The following is a 14,294-nucleotide window of genomic DNA, read 5'->3' as shown; positions in this document are numbered from 1 at the left end:
TTGCCTCTTTATGGGATCGAAATGCGGCGTTCGACGGCACGACCAGCCTGCTCGATCACGAAGTTCAAAAGGAAATAGACAAAGCCCGCAAAGAGATAGAACTCAAGGCTGAGATAGGTGCGCGAGATAACCTGCTGGGTGGCAAGCAGAAGCTCCACCACGCCAATGATCGAAAGCAGCGTCGATGCCTTGACGATCTCGGTCGCGGTATTGACCCAGGTTGGCAGGATCTGGCGTAAAGCCTGGGGCAGTAGCACATAAACAAAGGTTTGCCCGAATGTCAGGCCGACCGATTTGGCGGCTTCGGTCTGGCCTTGCGGAATGGCGGACAAAGCCCCGCGGACGATTTCGCCAACATGGGATGAACAAAACAGCGTCAGTGCCAAAACACCGGCCTGAAACGCCGTCAGGTCAAGACCGACAACCGAAAGGATGTAGAAGCAGGCCAAAATCAGAACGAAGACCGGAGTTCCGCGCAGAAAGTCGATATACAGCCGGACAACAAAGCGAAGCCACTTCGCGCCATATGTCATCGCCAAACCAACGAACACACCAAGGACTGATCCCAGAATAACCGAGGCAACCGAAATCAGGATTGTGTCACCCAGTCCCGAAAGCAGGCTTAGCCGCGCGTTCCACAATTCTGTCAGGAAAAGAGAGAAATTCATCTGATACCCCTTTAGCGTGGAACTGCAAGGCGCAGTTCAAGACGGCGCAGCAGAGCCGCAATCACATAACAGGCAACCACATAGATCATTGACGCGACCATCCACGTTTCAATCACACGGAAGCTCTCGACATTGATCTTGCGCGCATAAAAGGTCAGTTCCGGCACCGCGATGGCGGCGGCAAGGGAGGTGTCCTTGAACAGCGAAATGAAGTTGTTTGAAAGTGACGGCAGGACATTTCGAAACATCACCGGAATGATGATGTTGGTCTTGATCTTGAATTCCGTCAGACCAATCGCAAGGCCGGCTTCGCGCAGTCCCTTGGGCAACGCAACCAGACCGGATCGGAATACTTCGGCCAAATAGGCCCCGGCATAGATCGACAGCGTAAAGACAAAGGACGATATTTTGTCCAACGCGATACCCAGTTGCGGAAGCGCGAAATAGCAAAACAGAATAAGAACAAGGATCGGGGTATTGCGGATCGCGGAGACATAAGCCACCGCGATCCAGCGCAAGGTTCTGTGGCGCGAAAGCATCCCGAACGCCGCCAGAAGGCCGATCCCGCATCCAATCGCAATCGAGACAATGGCCAGAAACAGACCCAGCCCAAGCCCCTCTGCGAGGAGATCCCAGTTACGCCAGATGACGTCAAAGTTGAAATCGTAATTCAAAGCGGAATTCCCGAATGCTTGCGTTGATTACTTGTACTCGACAGGGAAGCCGATTTTCGGCGTTTCGAGCTCTTCACCAAACCAGGTTTTGAAGCTTTCAGCATAGAACGGGAATTCAACACCGGTCATGCCTTCATGCAGGACGGTATTGACGAAGTTCAACCAACGCTGATCGCCCGGTTTTACACCGCACGAATAGCTTTGCGGGTTCCAGGCATAGCCAGCATCCGTGTAACGATCCGGGTTCTGAACCATGAACCAACGAAGTGCAGACTGATCGGTTGCGGCGGCTTCGGCACGACCGGAATTAAGCGCCTGATACATCAGATCAACGCTGTCATACTGATCAACTTCCGCTTCTGGCAGGGCCGCGTGTACCATTTCTTCGGCATAGACGTTCTGCAGAACTGCGACGGTGACATCATCACCACCTTCTTTCAGCGCGTCATAATCGGCGTAGTCACCATTGGCCATCAGCAACAGACCAACACCTTCGCGATAGTAGGGAATGGTGAATTCGATCTGCTGGGCACGTTCAGCCGTGACCGTCATGAACTGGCAGGCCATATCGACCTTGTCGGTGACGAGGTTCGGAATACGAGCGTCGCCCGACTGCTGGACATACTCGATCTTGTCCGGGTCGCCAAACAGGGCCTTGGCCACAAGGCGGCCCATATCAACGTCAAAACCTTTGAGCTTGTTGTCTGAATCAACAAAGTGCCACGGCGGGTTGGTCGACCCGGTCCCAAGGACCAGATAGCCGCGATCAAGGACCTGCTGAAGTTTGCTTGTTTCCTGGGCGGATGCAGTGCCGAGTGCCGAAGCCGCCGTCGCGGTCATGACAGTTGCGACCGCCAGAGTTTTAAGAAATGCCATTTTTGTCTCCACTTTCAAATGAGCCACACATTCCTGGATCGTTTTTTGCTTTTCCGTTATAGCGGAATTAATACCGTTATTTCGGATTTACCCTAGCAGCGGCGTTCAAGATATGTCAATTTCGTTTTGCAAAAAGCTGAGAGCGCCAACCTCAAACCAATCAGGAACCAGCATGTTTGATACCCCTTGCCTTGTGATTGACCTCCCCGTCGTTGACGAAAACATTGCGCGTTTCCAAAACCTTGCCGATGCGGCGGGCCTTAAAACACGCCCGCATATCAAGACGCACAAACTGCCGTTTTTTGCCAAACGACAGATTGAGGCCGGGGCGATCGGCATCACCTGCCAGAAGACTGGTGAGGCCGAGGTTATGGTTGAGGGCGGACTCCGCGATATATTGCTGACCTACAACGTCATCGGTGATGCCAAACTTGATCGTCTGGCGGCACTGGCGCGCAAATGCACCCTGTCGGTCACCTGTGACAATCTGACCGTTGCCAAGGGGCTATCGGCGCGCTTTGCGGATGAAGAAACCGAGTTGACCGTTCTTGTGGAATGCGACACGGGTGCTGGACGGTGTGGCGTGCAAAGCCCAACTGCCGCCGCAGAACTGGCATCAAGGATTAACGAACTGCCCGGACTGCGATTTGGCGGGCTGATGACCTATCCGCCAATGGATCACGCAGGCAACGTCGACAAATGGCTGAGTGATGCCAAACAACGCCTTGAGGACGCAGGCCTCCCCTGCCCGGTTGTTTCGACCGGTGGCACGCCAAATCTGGACGCCCTGCCCGCGTTCAATCATGCAACTGAACACCGCGCCGGGACCTACATTTACAATGACCGTTCCCTGATTGCGCGTGGTGCATGTGGCGTTGAAAACTGTGCCGCGGTTGTTAAGACCACCGTGGTTTCCCGCCCGACGAAAACCCGCGCCATCATCGATGCAGGATCAAAGGCGCTGAGTTCCGACCTGCTGGGCCTGGAGGGCTTTGGCATGGTCCGGGAGGCACCGGATGCGTCGATTGTCGGCCTGTCCGAAGAACACGGCATCATTGAGCTTGGTGACAGCGATTGGGACCCGGCAGTCGGTGACGTGATTTCGATTATCCCCAATCACATCTGCGTCGTGACCAACCTGTTTCCAACCGTCTGGATCAAGGATCAGAACGGCGAAATGACAGAAATGCCGGTCGCCGCACGCGGCATGCTGCGTTAATCCGCATCAGGGAGTTTTGTGATGTCTGTTGATGTCATTTGCATTGGCGAAGCCATGGGCGAGATTTCGTTCGACCCGGCAGGAAACGCCAGCGTCAAGGTTGGCGGTGATACGTTTAATACTGCGGTCTATCTTGGTCGCCTTGGGATCAAGTGCGCCTTTGCCTCTGCTGTCGGCGAAGACCCGTTTGGTGAGCAGATCCGGTCCGTGCTGAAAGACAACCGCGTCAGCGATGCGTTCCTGATCACTACGGATCAGGCAAATACCGGACTTTATTCGATCACCAACCGGGCGGATGGCGAACGCTTTTTCCATTACTGGCGCAATCAGTCGGCCGCACGCCAAACGATTTCACTGGCGAGCCCGGCCTACCTAGAAGCGCTTGAAGATGCGCCGTGGCTGTATCTTTCAGGGATCAGCCTGCATGTGCTGGAAGATGACACGACGCCTCTGTTCCAGACCCTTCAGTCCCACAAAGACAAGGGTGGCAAGATTGCCTTTGATGGCAATTTCCGGCCCAAACTTTGGTCAGGCAAGGAAGATCAGGCACGCGAGACATACGCCCGCATCACCGCACTTGCGGATGTTATGATGCCGACATTTGATGACGAACAACTTCTTTGGGGTGATAAAACGGCGCAAGACACCGTAAGCCGGATTGCCAAGCTGAGCCCTGCCCTGATTGTCGTGAAACAGGGGGAGCAAGGTTGCTTGCTTTATGACGGTGAGCAAACCCGGCATATTCCGATCCCGGAACCGGTCACCCCGATTGATACGACGGCCGCCGGTGACAGCTTTAACGCAGGCTTTATGGCAGTCTTGCTTAAGGGACAGGACGGCGTGACAGCAACCCTTGCCGGACACAAGCTTGCCGGCAAGGTCATCACCCATCGCGGGGCGATTATACCAGCCGAGATGATGGTGGACCTTTAAGCGCCGGAACAAACCATTATTACAGCAAAAAGCCCGGCATCACGCCGGGCTTTGTTCATTATGGCCGATGTTCACCCTGTTCTATGCCTTGCGCAGGGCGATCAACAATCTCAACGAATTGATCGTCACCAGAACCGTCGCCCCGGTGTCAGCCAGAACCGCAAGCCAGAGCCCGGTCAGCCCGGTGATGGATGTCACCAGAAAGACCGCCTTAAGCCCCAATGCAATCGTGATGTTTTCACGGATCACCCGGCGTGCCGCACGCGACAGCTTCACCAGATTAACAACATCACCCAGCCGGTCCTTGACCGCCACCGCATCGGCGGCCTCAAGGGCGATATCCGTACCCCCGCCAATCGCGATACCAACATCGGCGGATTTCAATGCCGGGGCATCGTTGATGCCATCCCCGACCATCGCCACCGGACCGGACCGTTTCAGATCATCCCGCAGTTCCGCCAAGGCATTCAATTTGTCTTCGGGCATCAGTTCGGCGCGATACTCCATGCCAAGCTCTGCGGCCATGCGCTTGGCAACCCGATCCGCATCGCCTGTTAACATCACAGGCGTGATGTTAAGCCTGTTAAGTTCGCCAAGTGCGTTCTTCGCGTCACTGCGCGCAATGTCACGCAAGGCCAACGCACCGATCACCCGCCCGTCTTTCAGGACAACAACCGCAGTACTGCCGTCATCTTCTTGCGCGGTCAGCCAATCGCCAATTTCGCCATCCGGCATACCGTTCAGACGTTTGGCCGCACCCACCTGATACAGTGCCCCGTCAATTCGGCCTTCGACACCGGCACCGGCAATGGTTCGGGCCTGTTCAACCACTGGCAGATCAAGATTGCGGTTTTCAGCGGCCGTAACGACAGCACGCGCAAGCGGGTGCGATGTGACGGCCTCAAGGGCTGCGGCAATCGTCAGAATACCATTCTCGCCATAACCATCGGCTGTTTTGATTGCGCTTAGTTTCGGTTTGCCTTCGGTCAGCGTACCGGTCTTGTCAAACGCCATGGTGCGCACAGCGCCGATCAGCTCCAGCGCAGCCCCACCCTTGACCAGAAGACCGATCCTGGTTGCGCGTGCCAGGGCCGAGGTGACCGCCGCCGGTGTCGAGATCACCAAGGCACAAGGGCAACCAATCAGAAGCAGGGCCAGACCGCGATAAATCCATTCTTCCCACGCCTGCCCGAACAGGAGCGGCGGGATCACGACGGTGGCAAGTGCGAGGCCCATGATGATCGGGGTGTAGATGCGGGCAAACTTGGCAACAAAGCGTTCCACAGGTGCCTTGTGCTTTTCGCTTTGCTCGACCAGCTCAATCACGCGGTCCAGCATGGTTTGGCCGGCCGCACGGGTCACGCGGATGCGGACCGGACTGTCGGTGACAATCGCACCGGCAAAAACATCTGTGCCGGCGTCGCTATAGACCGGCACCGATTCACCCGTCAGGTGGCTGTTGTCAATCTCGGCCACACCACTTTCAATCACGCCATCAGATGGCACCCGTTCGCCCGGACGGACTTCGATGATGTCATCAACAACAAGATCACGCGGGGTCACGGTCTCAAAACCGGCATCGACAACACGCCGTGCCTGCTCCGGGGTAAGCTTCATCAGCGCATTTACGCCGCTTCTTGCACGCCCGGCAGCAACCCCTTCAAGTCGCTCGCCAATGGCAAACAGCAAGACCACCATCCCGGCCTCAAGGCTTTCACCAATCGCCACCGCACCGATCACGGCAACCGACATCAAAAGCTCGATCGAGAAGATCGCACCGCTTTGCGCCAACCGCGCAGCCTTTTTCATCACAGGCAGAGCTGCCAAAAGGGACGCCACCGACATGGCATAAGGCAACGTCACCGGGAAGATCGCACCAACCAGCCCGCCGAGTGCAAGGCAAATGGCGGCAAAGGCGATTTCATCATTTTCCGAGGACCATGGCGCAAAACGGCGCAGAAGGCTTTGTTTGGGTGCATTTTGCGCGTCATCTGCGGAATTCGATGCCCCGTCATTGGCAGTACCCGAACCGCGACTGCTATTGGCACAGCAAGACGATCCGCTTGCCTTTGCAGCCCCCGGGGCGTTCTTTTCCTGTGCCGGATATCCGAGCTTATTGAGGGTTTTGGTGATGTCTGAGCGGGTTTCATCGTGGGCAGCATCAATGCCAAGCGTCACGGTTTCGCGCATCATCGATACATCGATGCATGAAACCCCCTCAAACTTGCCAAGGGCGGTTTCGATCTTGGCAACACATGACCCACAATCCATGCCAGTGACATGCCATTGGTAATGAACAATGTCCGTTTCATGGTTCTTGAGGATTTCCTGAAAGATGGAGGCATCATCTCCTTCGAGTGGCATCGGGGTAGAAATGCCTTGACCGTCATCGGAAAAACTTTGATGTGGTATTGCCTTAGCAAGAGCATTGACTAACGCTTCCCGGCATTGAGCACAGGAACCTACCGTCGGCATATCCGCCCATTTCGCGATGAAAGACATCCACAATCCCAAACAATCAAATTTCTATTCATATGTTAAGGTAAACGTATTTTGCAGGGTTGTCTCTGTCAAGAACATTCAAACAGGAATTTGAATGTTCTTGTTTCCAAACATCATATATTGAGGTCGTCAGGCATAGTCGTGGCGTGCCATCCATGCCTTCAGGTCTTCGGATATTGCGGCCTGTATATCACGATCACTCTCAGAGCGCCCGATATGCGCGGCATCACTCTTGACAAGCTGCGAATTGAATTCATTGGAAACATTGAGAAATTCGGCAAGCGTTTCCAGAGTTTTTTCTGGTTGCTCCACCAAATCCTCCATCCGCACCGTCAAGGTCAAATGCTCAGGCAAAGCCTCCATCAGCTTTTCAGCTGCCAGCAAGTTGGAACAGATATACTGCTCAGCTAATTTGACATCATTTGGGAACCAGACTTGCTTTACATAGGAGCTGATCGTATCGGCCGGTGACCGGATCATGTTGACAAACCGCATTTCCGGGAACAGTTCGGCAAGGAAATCTACCGCCAGAGAGTTCGATGGCGTATCATCGACCCAGCGCAGTTGCGATATAGTGCCGTAAAGATCGCACAGGAAGCCCCGTGCAATATCCAACAATTCTGCTCGCTCAAACTGCTTCGTCACAAAAAACGGTTTCAGTAGTCCATCTGTATCAACAATCCCGTTCTGATCGATATGCACAGCCAGTTTTTTGACGAGCTCGTTCACGCACTTGTCATAGTTGTTAATCCCAAAGCCCTGCGCTATCGCATGGACGGACCCACTTGCCTGAGGATTTTGTCGTTGCACATACTCAAACGCCTGATGAAATGATGCACCATGCTCGTTCATACGGTTTTGCACCTGCTGGTTTAACGCTACGTCGCGAAAAGCCAGATTACGAAGCTTTTGGGCCCGCGCGTAAAAATGCAGGATTGCGAAATGACGCCTCATCAAATCGGGTATGCCGGACAGGTCACGTATAAGATCGCGCAATCCCGCACGTTCGACAATGAGCTTGTTCTCGTGGACAGGCAGATTAAATGCGGGATGCGACCCGACTAAATCCCCCATGAGCGAGGTACCACTTCTACCGCTACCACCAACGAAAACAGGCAACGTCAATTGACTTTGGCTCATAATTTTCCTGCATGCTTGTTTTGAGGTGGCGCGAGACAAGAGTCATAGCATCCTCAATCATGTGTGACATGGGCAAAGGTATCGCGTACTACCCGCGAAATATGATCATCATCAATCTGATAAAGGATATGTCGCCCTCTACGCTCGGACGCGAGAATACGTTGGTCGCGCAAATGTCGCAAATGATGACTGCAAAGCGATTGCGACATATTCGTTGCCGCAGCCAACTCCGAAACAGTCTGGGGCTTTTCCATGCAGCGCAGGACAAGCTGAAGCCGCCCGGCATCCCCCAATAGGGAAAAGATTTTCGCTGCCGCCTCGACATCAGGCAAAGCCAAATCCGCGCCAACGGCCCGCGATGCGTCGCGTGTGACGGCCTCGCCCTGTTCCGTGCTCAGACCAAGTCGGGCAGCTGCATCACATTCCTGGCAATCATCAGGATCAGTTGCGGGAACGGGCGTGCGGGGTTTGGTTTTGCTTTCTGACATGGGGACTATTTTCCACGCCTGCCCGCACAAGGCAAGCGACACATAAAAATTCGCCTAAATCGCCGTCGCTCTCGGCAGGCCAGAAACAAACCGGATTGACTCATTTCGATAAATTATTCATGTTTTACATGAATTTTATAACTTGATTCGGAATTCCCCTATTCAGGAGCCCCACAGATGTCCTCCACCCAACACACTGATACGCTTAAGAATGTGCGCACCATCAGCACCCTTCTTTACTGGGCCTGCGCGATTGCCATCATTTTTCAGATCCTGGTCGTGCCACTGGTCTGGTACGCGCCAGGCTGGGTTGAAGCCAGCACAAGTCAAATGACCGTCAGCCTTGCCGATCTGCACGCGCTCTCGGGTTGGCAGAAATACGTCACCATGGCGGTGATGATGATCCCGTCACTTGTTTTGGCCTATGGCCTGTATCGCTTGCGCAAGATGTTTGGTGCCTTCGCTCATAACGCCATTTTCCAGACGGGCCCGATCCGCCACCTCAAGGCATTTGGTATTGCCCTTCTGGCGCAAACCCTGATCAAACCGCTAACCGGTGCTGCCACCTCGGTCCTTGCGACTTTCCACCGTCCGGCCGGTGAACGGGTTCTGTCGATCGGGTTGAGCAATGCCGAGGCCAGCACGCTGTTTCTCGGCGGGCTGATCATTGTCATTGCCTGGGTGCTTGGCGAAGCCGCCCGCATTCATGACGAAAATCGGAGTTTCGTCTGATGACCATTATCGTTCGGCTGGACGTCATGCTGGCCACCCGCAAGATGAAGTCCAAAGACCTCGCCGCCCGGATCGGGATTAGCGAACAAAACCTCTCGCTTTTGAAGTCCGGCAAAGTGCGAGGCGTGCGGTTTGAAACGCTATCGGCCATTTGCAAGGAGCTTGATTGTCAACCCGGCGACCTTTTGGAATTTCAACCCGATTAGTGACCGGCCAATGCAAGCGAGCAGAGCACGAGAACCATGGCATTTCGCCCGCTTTTACGACTTCATCCGATCCCCGGACGGGTCGCAGAACGGGTGTAGAGACGCCTGAGCACCAACCACTGTTCCAGCGACATCAATGCTGTAACTTGATGCCAGAATGTCGCCGGACGTCTCACCCGCGCATCCGATATAGCCCATCCCGACAGCAGCACCAAGATGATGGCCATAGGCCCCCGATGTCAGATGACCGACGATCTTGCCATCGCGCAGGATCGGTTCGTTATGGAACAAGAGTGGTTCCGGATCATTCAGGCGGAATTGCACTATCCGACGCGTCAAACCACTTTCACGCTTGGCAAGCACGGCATCCCGGCCAAAGAAATCCGACTTGTCGGTTTTAACAGCAAAACCAAGCCCGGCCTCAAGCACATGATCCTCACAGGTGATGTCATGACCAAAGTGACGAAAGCCCTTTTCGATCCGGCACCCATCCATCATATGCAAGCCACATAATTTCAGGCCATGGCCTTCGCCAGCCGCTAGCAGCGTTTCAAACACATGGGCAGCCATGTCGGTACTGACATAGATTTCCCAGCCCAGTTCCCCGACATAGGAAACACGATGGGCACGCGCGATCCCCATGCCGATTTCGATTTCCTGTGCCGTGCCAAACGGATTGGCCGCGTTTGAGAAATCGTTGGGCGATACGGAAGCCAACAGATCACGCGACTTCGGCCCCATAACGGCCAGAACCGCCTCACCCGCCGTGACATCAGTGATGACAACCATATGATCGTCAACATGGCGACGCATCCATGTCTCATCGGCCAGCCGCGTTGCCGCCGGTGTCACCACCAGATAAGCAAGCTCCGAAAGGCGTGTAATGGTTACGTCCGCCTCGATCCCGCCCCGCGCATTGAGGAACTGGGTATAGACGATCTTGCCAACCGGCACGTCCATCTCCCCACCGCTGACATGGTTCAGGAAGGCCGTCGCATCCGGGCCTTCAACCCGGATTTTGCCAAAGGACGACATGTCATAAAGGCCCACACCGGTTCGGATTGCCAGATGCTCTGCCTTGGCATTGTCAAACCAGTTGGGGCGTTTCCAGCTATATTCATATTCCGGTTTCTGACCGTCATTGGCGAACCAGTTTGCACGCTCCCAGCCTGCGAGCTCACCGAACACGGCGCCGTTCCTCGCCAGATGTTCATGCAGGGGCGAGCGACGAATGCCGCGTGATGTTGCTTTTTGCCGGAACGGATAATGATCGGCATACAGCAAGCCCAATGTTTCTGAAACACGTTCCGTCAGATAGGTCTTGTTGCCCTGAAATGGCTGCATGCGTGCGATATCGACATCGCCAAGATCGAACGGCTTTTCGCCGTCTTCCATCCATTGCGCCAACGCCATCCCGGCCCCACCGGCCGATTGAATACCGATGGAATTGAACCCGGCCGCGACCCAAACATTATCCATACCAGGCGCCAGACCAAGGTGATAGGCGTCATCGGGCGTAAAGCTTTCCGGGCCATTGAAAAAGGTATGAATACCGGTTTGGCCCAAAAGTGGCAGGCGATTGATCGCCATTTCAAGGATCGGTTCGAAATGCTCGAAATCGGGTGGCAGCTCATCAAACTCGAAGCTGTCGGGAATGCCCTCCATGCCCCATGGCTTGGCCTTGGGCTCGAACATTCCCAATAGGATCTTACCGGCATCTTCCTTGTAATAGGCGCACTCATCAGGCACGCGCAGAACCGGCAAATCACCCAGCTGTGGCACACTATCGGTGACGATATAATAATGCTCACAAGCATGTAACGGCACATTCACACCGGCCATCTTGCCAACATCGCGCGCCCACATGCCCGCACAGTTGACCACCATATCGCAGGCAATTTCGCCTTGATCACCATCCTCGGATTGCCAGGAAACGGCTGTAATACGCGATCCCTGTTTGCGCATACCGGTGACTTTGGTGCGGCTATGGATTTTCGCACCACGTTTGGTTGCACCGCGCGCCAGCGAAAGCGCGATATTCCCCGGATCACCCTGCCCATCCTTGGGCAAATACACGCCTGCTGTCACGCCATCCAGATTGACATGCGGATAGCGTTCCCCGATCTCGGCAGGTGAGATTTCTTCGATCTCCACCCCGAAGGCACGTGCCATCGCGGATTGGCGGAACAATTCTTCCTTCCGATCCTCCGTCAGGGCGACGGTGATGGCACCAACGCGCTTGAAACCTGTGGCGACCCCGGTTTCATCTTCAAGCGTGCCGTATAGTTCCTGGGAGTACTTGGCAAGACGGGTCATGTTGGCGGTTGCGCGCAACTGGGCAATCAGACCCGCCGCATGCCATGTCGTGCCGGATGTCAGTTCCTTGCGTTCGAGCAAGACAACATCTTTCCAGCCCAATTTGGTCAGATGATAGGCGACCGAACAGCCAATCACGCCACCGCCGATAATGACTACACGGGCCTTGTCCTGAATGTTTGCCAACGCCATAGCCCCTTATTCGAAATGCACTGAACTTCCCGGGACGGTCTCCTGATATGGTGGCATACCTGCTTACAACAACTGGATGCTCATATTGTTGTGCTGACGCTAGACAACAAGCTTGACGGCGACAAGGGGAGATGGAGCCAAAAGGTACTTTGGCTCCATAAAATCATACGATCTGGCACCACGAAATCGTTTACCACTCAGGGCTTAAAGGTCACCATGAATGATCTATTGCCTGTCCATAGAACGTAGATCATATAGTCCCATCAGACATCCGGTTTCCCAATGACTTACGAATTAACCATTCTGGTTCTCAACGCGCTGCTCTGCCTGGCTTTCCCATGGGCCTATAATTATGCCTACGCCAAGCAGCCCGGTGTTGGGGACAAACGCCTCATGGGCAACCGCGACGCCCTGCCCGAACGGACCGGCATGGCCGCACGCGGGGTACGCGCCCATCAGAACCATCTGGAAAACCTTGTTCCCTTTGCGATTATCGTACTGACTGCACATGTCATCGGTGTGTCCAATAGTGTGACCGTTGCCTGTGCGACCATTTTTCTCGCGGCGCGCATTGCACATGGCGGGCTTTATCTTGCGGGCATCACGCGCGTTCCGGGGATCAATGGCGTCCGCTCGATCGCCTATTTCGTCAGCCTGTTTTCGATGCTGGTTTACGCGTCCCAACTGTTTTTGGCCTAGGTCTAAGCGATGATTTACATCCTTGATTGATCGTGTGCTTGCCGGGCGCTGTGAGTTTTGCCTTAATGAACGCCAATAATGCCGCGCATAAAGCAGCGGCAACAGGGAATGGTTCAGGAAAGGACGTTTTACATGACGCAGAAAGTCGCACTGGTCACCGGGGCCGCACGCGGGATCGGACTTGCCACCACCAAACTGTTTATCGATCAGGGCTGGAAGGTTGCCATGATTGATCGCGACGGCCCCGAACTAAGCGCTGCGTCAAAAACCGTGTCGGATGCGGCCTCGGCCTTTGAGTATGACGTCTCCGACCCCGCACAGGTTGACCAGATGGTCGATGCGGTGCTTTCGGCCTTTGGTCGGTTAGATGCTGTTGTCAACAATGCCGGTGTTGCCGACTTCCTGCCGGTCGAGGAAACCAGCTTCGCCACCTGGCGCCGCATCATGGAAACCAATCTTGATGGTGTCTTCCTTGTATCCCAAGCGACCATACCAGCACTCAAGAAAACCAAGGGTGCTATTGTCAATATCGGCTCGATCTCCGGCCTTCGTGCATCGACGCTGCGCGTGGCCTATGGCACGTCAAAGGCGGCCGTCATTCACATGACAAAACAACAGGCCGCAGAACTGGGCGAATATGGCATTCGTGCTAATTGTGTTTGCCCAGGCCCGGTCAAAACCAAACTCGCCATGGCCGTCCACTCACCCGAAATCATCTCGGCCTATCTCGACGCCATGCCACTGGGCCGTTATGGCACAGAAAATGAAATTGCCGAAGTGATACACTTCCTGTGCTCGGACAAGGCAAGCTTCGTCACCGGCCAGATCGTTGCCGCCGATGGCGGGTTCGAAACAACCGGCGTTGGCCTACCCGCCCTTCGCAGAGAGTAAAGGCAATGATCCCATGCGCCCGCTTCGCCTGATCATCGCATTGACCGCCATATTGGCCCTGTCGTCCTGCCTGACCTTTAACTGGCAGCGTAGCGTGCAGCAGGCCTTGTCAAATGCGTGTAATTCCACAGGCGACTGCGGGTCGGAAGGGCCGGGCTCGAACTAGCTCAAAAGCAAAACGGCGCGCCCATTGGACGCGCCGTTTGTTGTTTCCGGTATCGGAAAACTTATTCCCACTCAATCGTTCCGGGTGGTTTCGAAGTGAAGTCATAGGTGACACGGTTAATGCCGTTAACTTCATTGATGATCCGGTTGGCGATGCGGCCGAGCAGTTCCGGCGGGAACGGGAAGAAGTCGGCCGTCATGCCGTCGGTTGAGGTTACCGCACGCAAGGCGCACGCGTAATCGTAGGTACGACCATCACCCATCACACCCACGGTGCGCACCGGCAACAGAACGGCGAATGCCTGCCAGATGGCGTCATAAAGACCGGCATTACGGATTTCTTCGAGATAGATCGCATCAGCCTTGCGAAGCACATCAAGCTTTTCACGCGTGATCGGCTGGCCCGGGATCCGGATGGCAAGACCCGGTCCAGGGAACGGGTGACGGCCAACAAAGCTGTCAGGTAGGCCGAGTTCACGGCCAAGGTCACGGACTTCGTCCTTGAACAGTTCACGAAGCGGCTCGACCAGCTTCATGTTCATGCGTTCCGGAAGGCCGCCGACGTTATGGTGCGACTTGATGGTGACCGACGG

Annotated in this window: 14 protein-coding genes and 1 pseudogene; 7 read left to right on the top strand and 8 right to left on the bottom strand. The window is 55.0% G+C overall.

Translation table 11 applies throughout. The annotated features are described in order from the left end of the window. Positions 1-8 precede the first annotated feature (8 nt). From B2T33_RS00520 to B2T33_RS00510, 3 genes are read right to left on the bottom strand one after another with little or no spacing between them, the layout of a single operon-like run. Positions 9-668, bottom strand: a complete 660-nt coding sequence (locus tag B2T33_RS00520; RefSeq protein WP_064782281.1) for an amino acid ABC transporter permease — start codon at positions 666-668, stop codon at positions 9-11. Between the two features lie 11 nt (positions 669-679). Next, the gene (locus B2T33_RS00515; RefSeq protein WP_064782282.1) at positions 680-1,342 is read right to left on the bottom strand and encodes an amino acid ABC transporter permease; all 663 of its coding nucleotides are present in this window, start codon (positions 1,340-1,342) and stop codon (positions 680-682) included. A gap of 27 nt (positions 1,343-1,369) precedes the next feature. Further along, positions 1,370-2,218 (bottom strand): transporter substrate-binding domain-containing protein, encoded by an 849-nt coding sequence (locus B2T33_RS00510; protein ID WP_064782283.1) that lies wholly within the window; start codon positions 2,216-2,218, stop codon positions 1,370-1,372. A 172-nt stretch (positions 2,219-2,390) separates the two neighbouring features. On the opposite strand from B2T33_RS00510, the gene B2T33_RS00505 reads away from it, so the two are divergent. Both B2T33_RS00505 and B2T33_RS00500 read left to right on the top strand, forming a co-directional pair. Beyond that, positions 2,391-3,437: a D-TA family PLP-dependent enzyme gene (locus tag B2T33_RS00505; RefSeq protein WP_286790890.1), complete on the top strand. Its 1,047-nt coding sequence runs from the start codon at positions 2,391-2,393 to the stop codon at positions 3,435-3,437. Between the two features lie 21 nt (positions 3,438-3,458). Beyond that, positions 3,459-4,370 carry a sugar kinase gene (locus B2T33_RS00500; RefSeq protein WP_286790889.1) on the top strand — a complete coding sequence of 304 codons (912 nt, stop codon included), beginning with the start codon at positions 3,459-3,461 and terminating at the stop codon, positions 4,368-4,370. 81 nt (positions 4,371-4,451) lie between these two features. Here the strand turns inward: B2T33_RS00500 and B2T33_RS00495 are convergent, their stop codons facing one another. The 3 genes from B2T33_RS00495 to B2T33_RS00485 form a co-directional block, all read right to left on the bottom strand. Beyond that, positions 4,452-6,734 carry a heavy metal translocating P-type ATPase gene (locus B2T33_RS00495; RefSeq protein WP_286790888.1) on the bottom strand — a complete coding sequence of 761 codons (2,283 nt, stop codon included), beginning with the start codon at positions 6,732-6,734 and terminating at the stop codon, positions 4,452-4,454. Positions 6,735-7,001: 267 nt separating this feature from the next. Then, the gene (locus B2T33_RS00490) at positions 7,002-8,051 is read right to left on the bottom strand and encodes a sulfotransferase family protein (RefSeq protein WP_157097799.1); all 1,050 of its coding nucleotides are present in this window, start codon (positions 8,049-8,051) and stop codon (positions 7,002-7,004) included. 14 nt (positions 8,052-8,065) lie between these two features. Then, complete coding sequence (locus B2T33_RS00485; RefSeq protein ID WP_064782288.1) at positions 8,066-8,500, bottom strand: ArsR/SmtB family transcription factor; 435 nt, start codon at positions 8,498-8,500, stop codon at positions 8,066-8,068. 177 nt (positions 8,501-8,677) lie between these two features. On the opposite strand from B2T33_RS00485, the gene B2T33_RS00480 reads away from it, so the two are divergent. Next, positions 8,678-9,232 carry a DUF2975 domain-containing protein gene (locus tag B2T33_RS00480; RefSeq protein ID WP_197145374.1) on the top strand — a complete coding sequence of 185 codons (555 nt, stop codon included), beginning with the start codon at positions 8,678-8,680 and terminating at the stop codon, positions 9,230-9,232. Further along, positions 9,232-9,438, top strand: coding sequence for a helix-turn-helix domain-containing protein (locus B2T33_RS00475; RefSeq protein WP_197145375.1), 207 nt, complete (start codon positions 9,232-9,234; stop codon positions 9,436-9,438). Before B2T33_RS00480 ends, B2T33_RS00475 begins: the two co-directional genes overlap by 1 nt. A gap of 54 nt (positions 9,439-9,492) precedes the next feature. Here B2T33_RS00475 and B2T33_RS00470 read toward each other — a convergent pair whose 3' ends face one another. Beyond that, positions 9,493-11,946 carry a GcvT family protein gene (locus B2T33_RS00470; protein WP_197145376.1) on the bottom strand — a complete coding sequence of 818 codons (2,454 nt, stop codon included), beginning with the start codon at positions 11,944-11,946 and terminating at the stop codon, positions 9,493-9,495. A gap of 282 nt (positions 11,947-12,228) precedes the next feature. Here B2T33_RS00470 and B2T33_RS00465 point away from each other — a divergent pair, with 282 nt between their 5' ends. The 3 genes from B2T33_RS00465 to B2T33_RS00455 all read left to right on the top strand — a co-directional run bounded on the left by B2T33_RS00465 (position 12,229) and on the right by B2T33_RS00455 (position 13,702). Continuing rightward, on the top strand, positions 12,229-12,645 hold the full coding sequence (locus B2T33_RS00465; RefSeq protein WP_197145377.1) for an MAPEG family protein: 417 nt from the start codon (positions 12,229-12,231) through the stop codon (positions 12,643-12,645). Positions 12,646-12,777: 132 nt separating this feature from the next. Further along, entirely contained in the window at positions 12,778-13,536 is a 759-nt protein-coding gene (locus B2T33_RS00460) for an SDR family NAD(P)-dependent oxidoreductase (protein WP_286790887.1), read from the top strand. 13 nt (positions 13,537-13,549) lie between these two features. Continuing rightward, positions 13,550-13,702, top strand: coding sequence for a hypothetical protein (locus B2T33_RS00455; RefSeq protein WP_286790886.1), 153 nt, complete (start codon positions 13,550-13,552; stop codon positions 13,700-13,702). 61 nt (positions 13,703-13,763) lie between these two features. On the opposite strand, the pseudogene B2T33_RS00450 reads toward B2T33_RS00455, so the two are convergent. Next, positions 13,764-14,294 (bottom strand): annotated as a pseudogene (locus tag B2T33_RS00450) (GMP synthase (glutamine-hydrolyzing)); the annotation flags it as partial.

The organism is Thalassospira sp. UBA4513 (assembly GCF_002388495.1).
Taxonomy (GTDB): domain Bacteria; phylum Pseudomonadota; class Alphaproteobacteria; order Rhodospirillales; family Thalassospiraceae; genus Thalassospira; species Thalassospira tepidiphila.
Note: the sequence above shows the minus strand (reverse complement) of the source record. Positions and strands in the feature narration are given on the sequence as shown.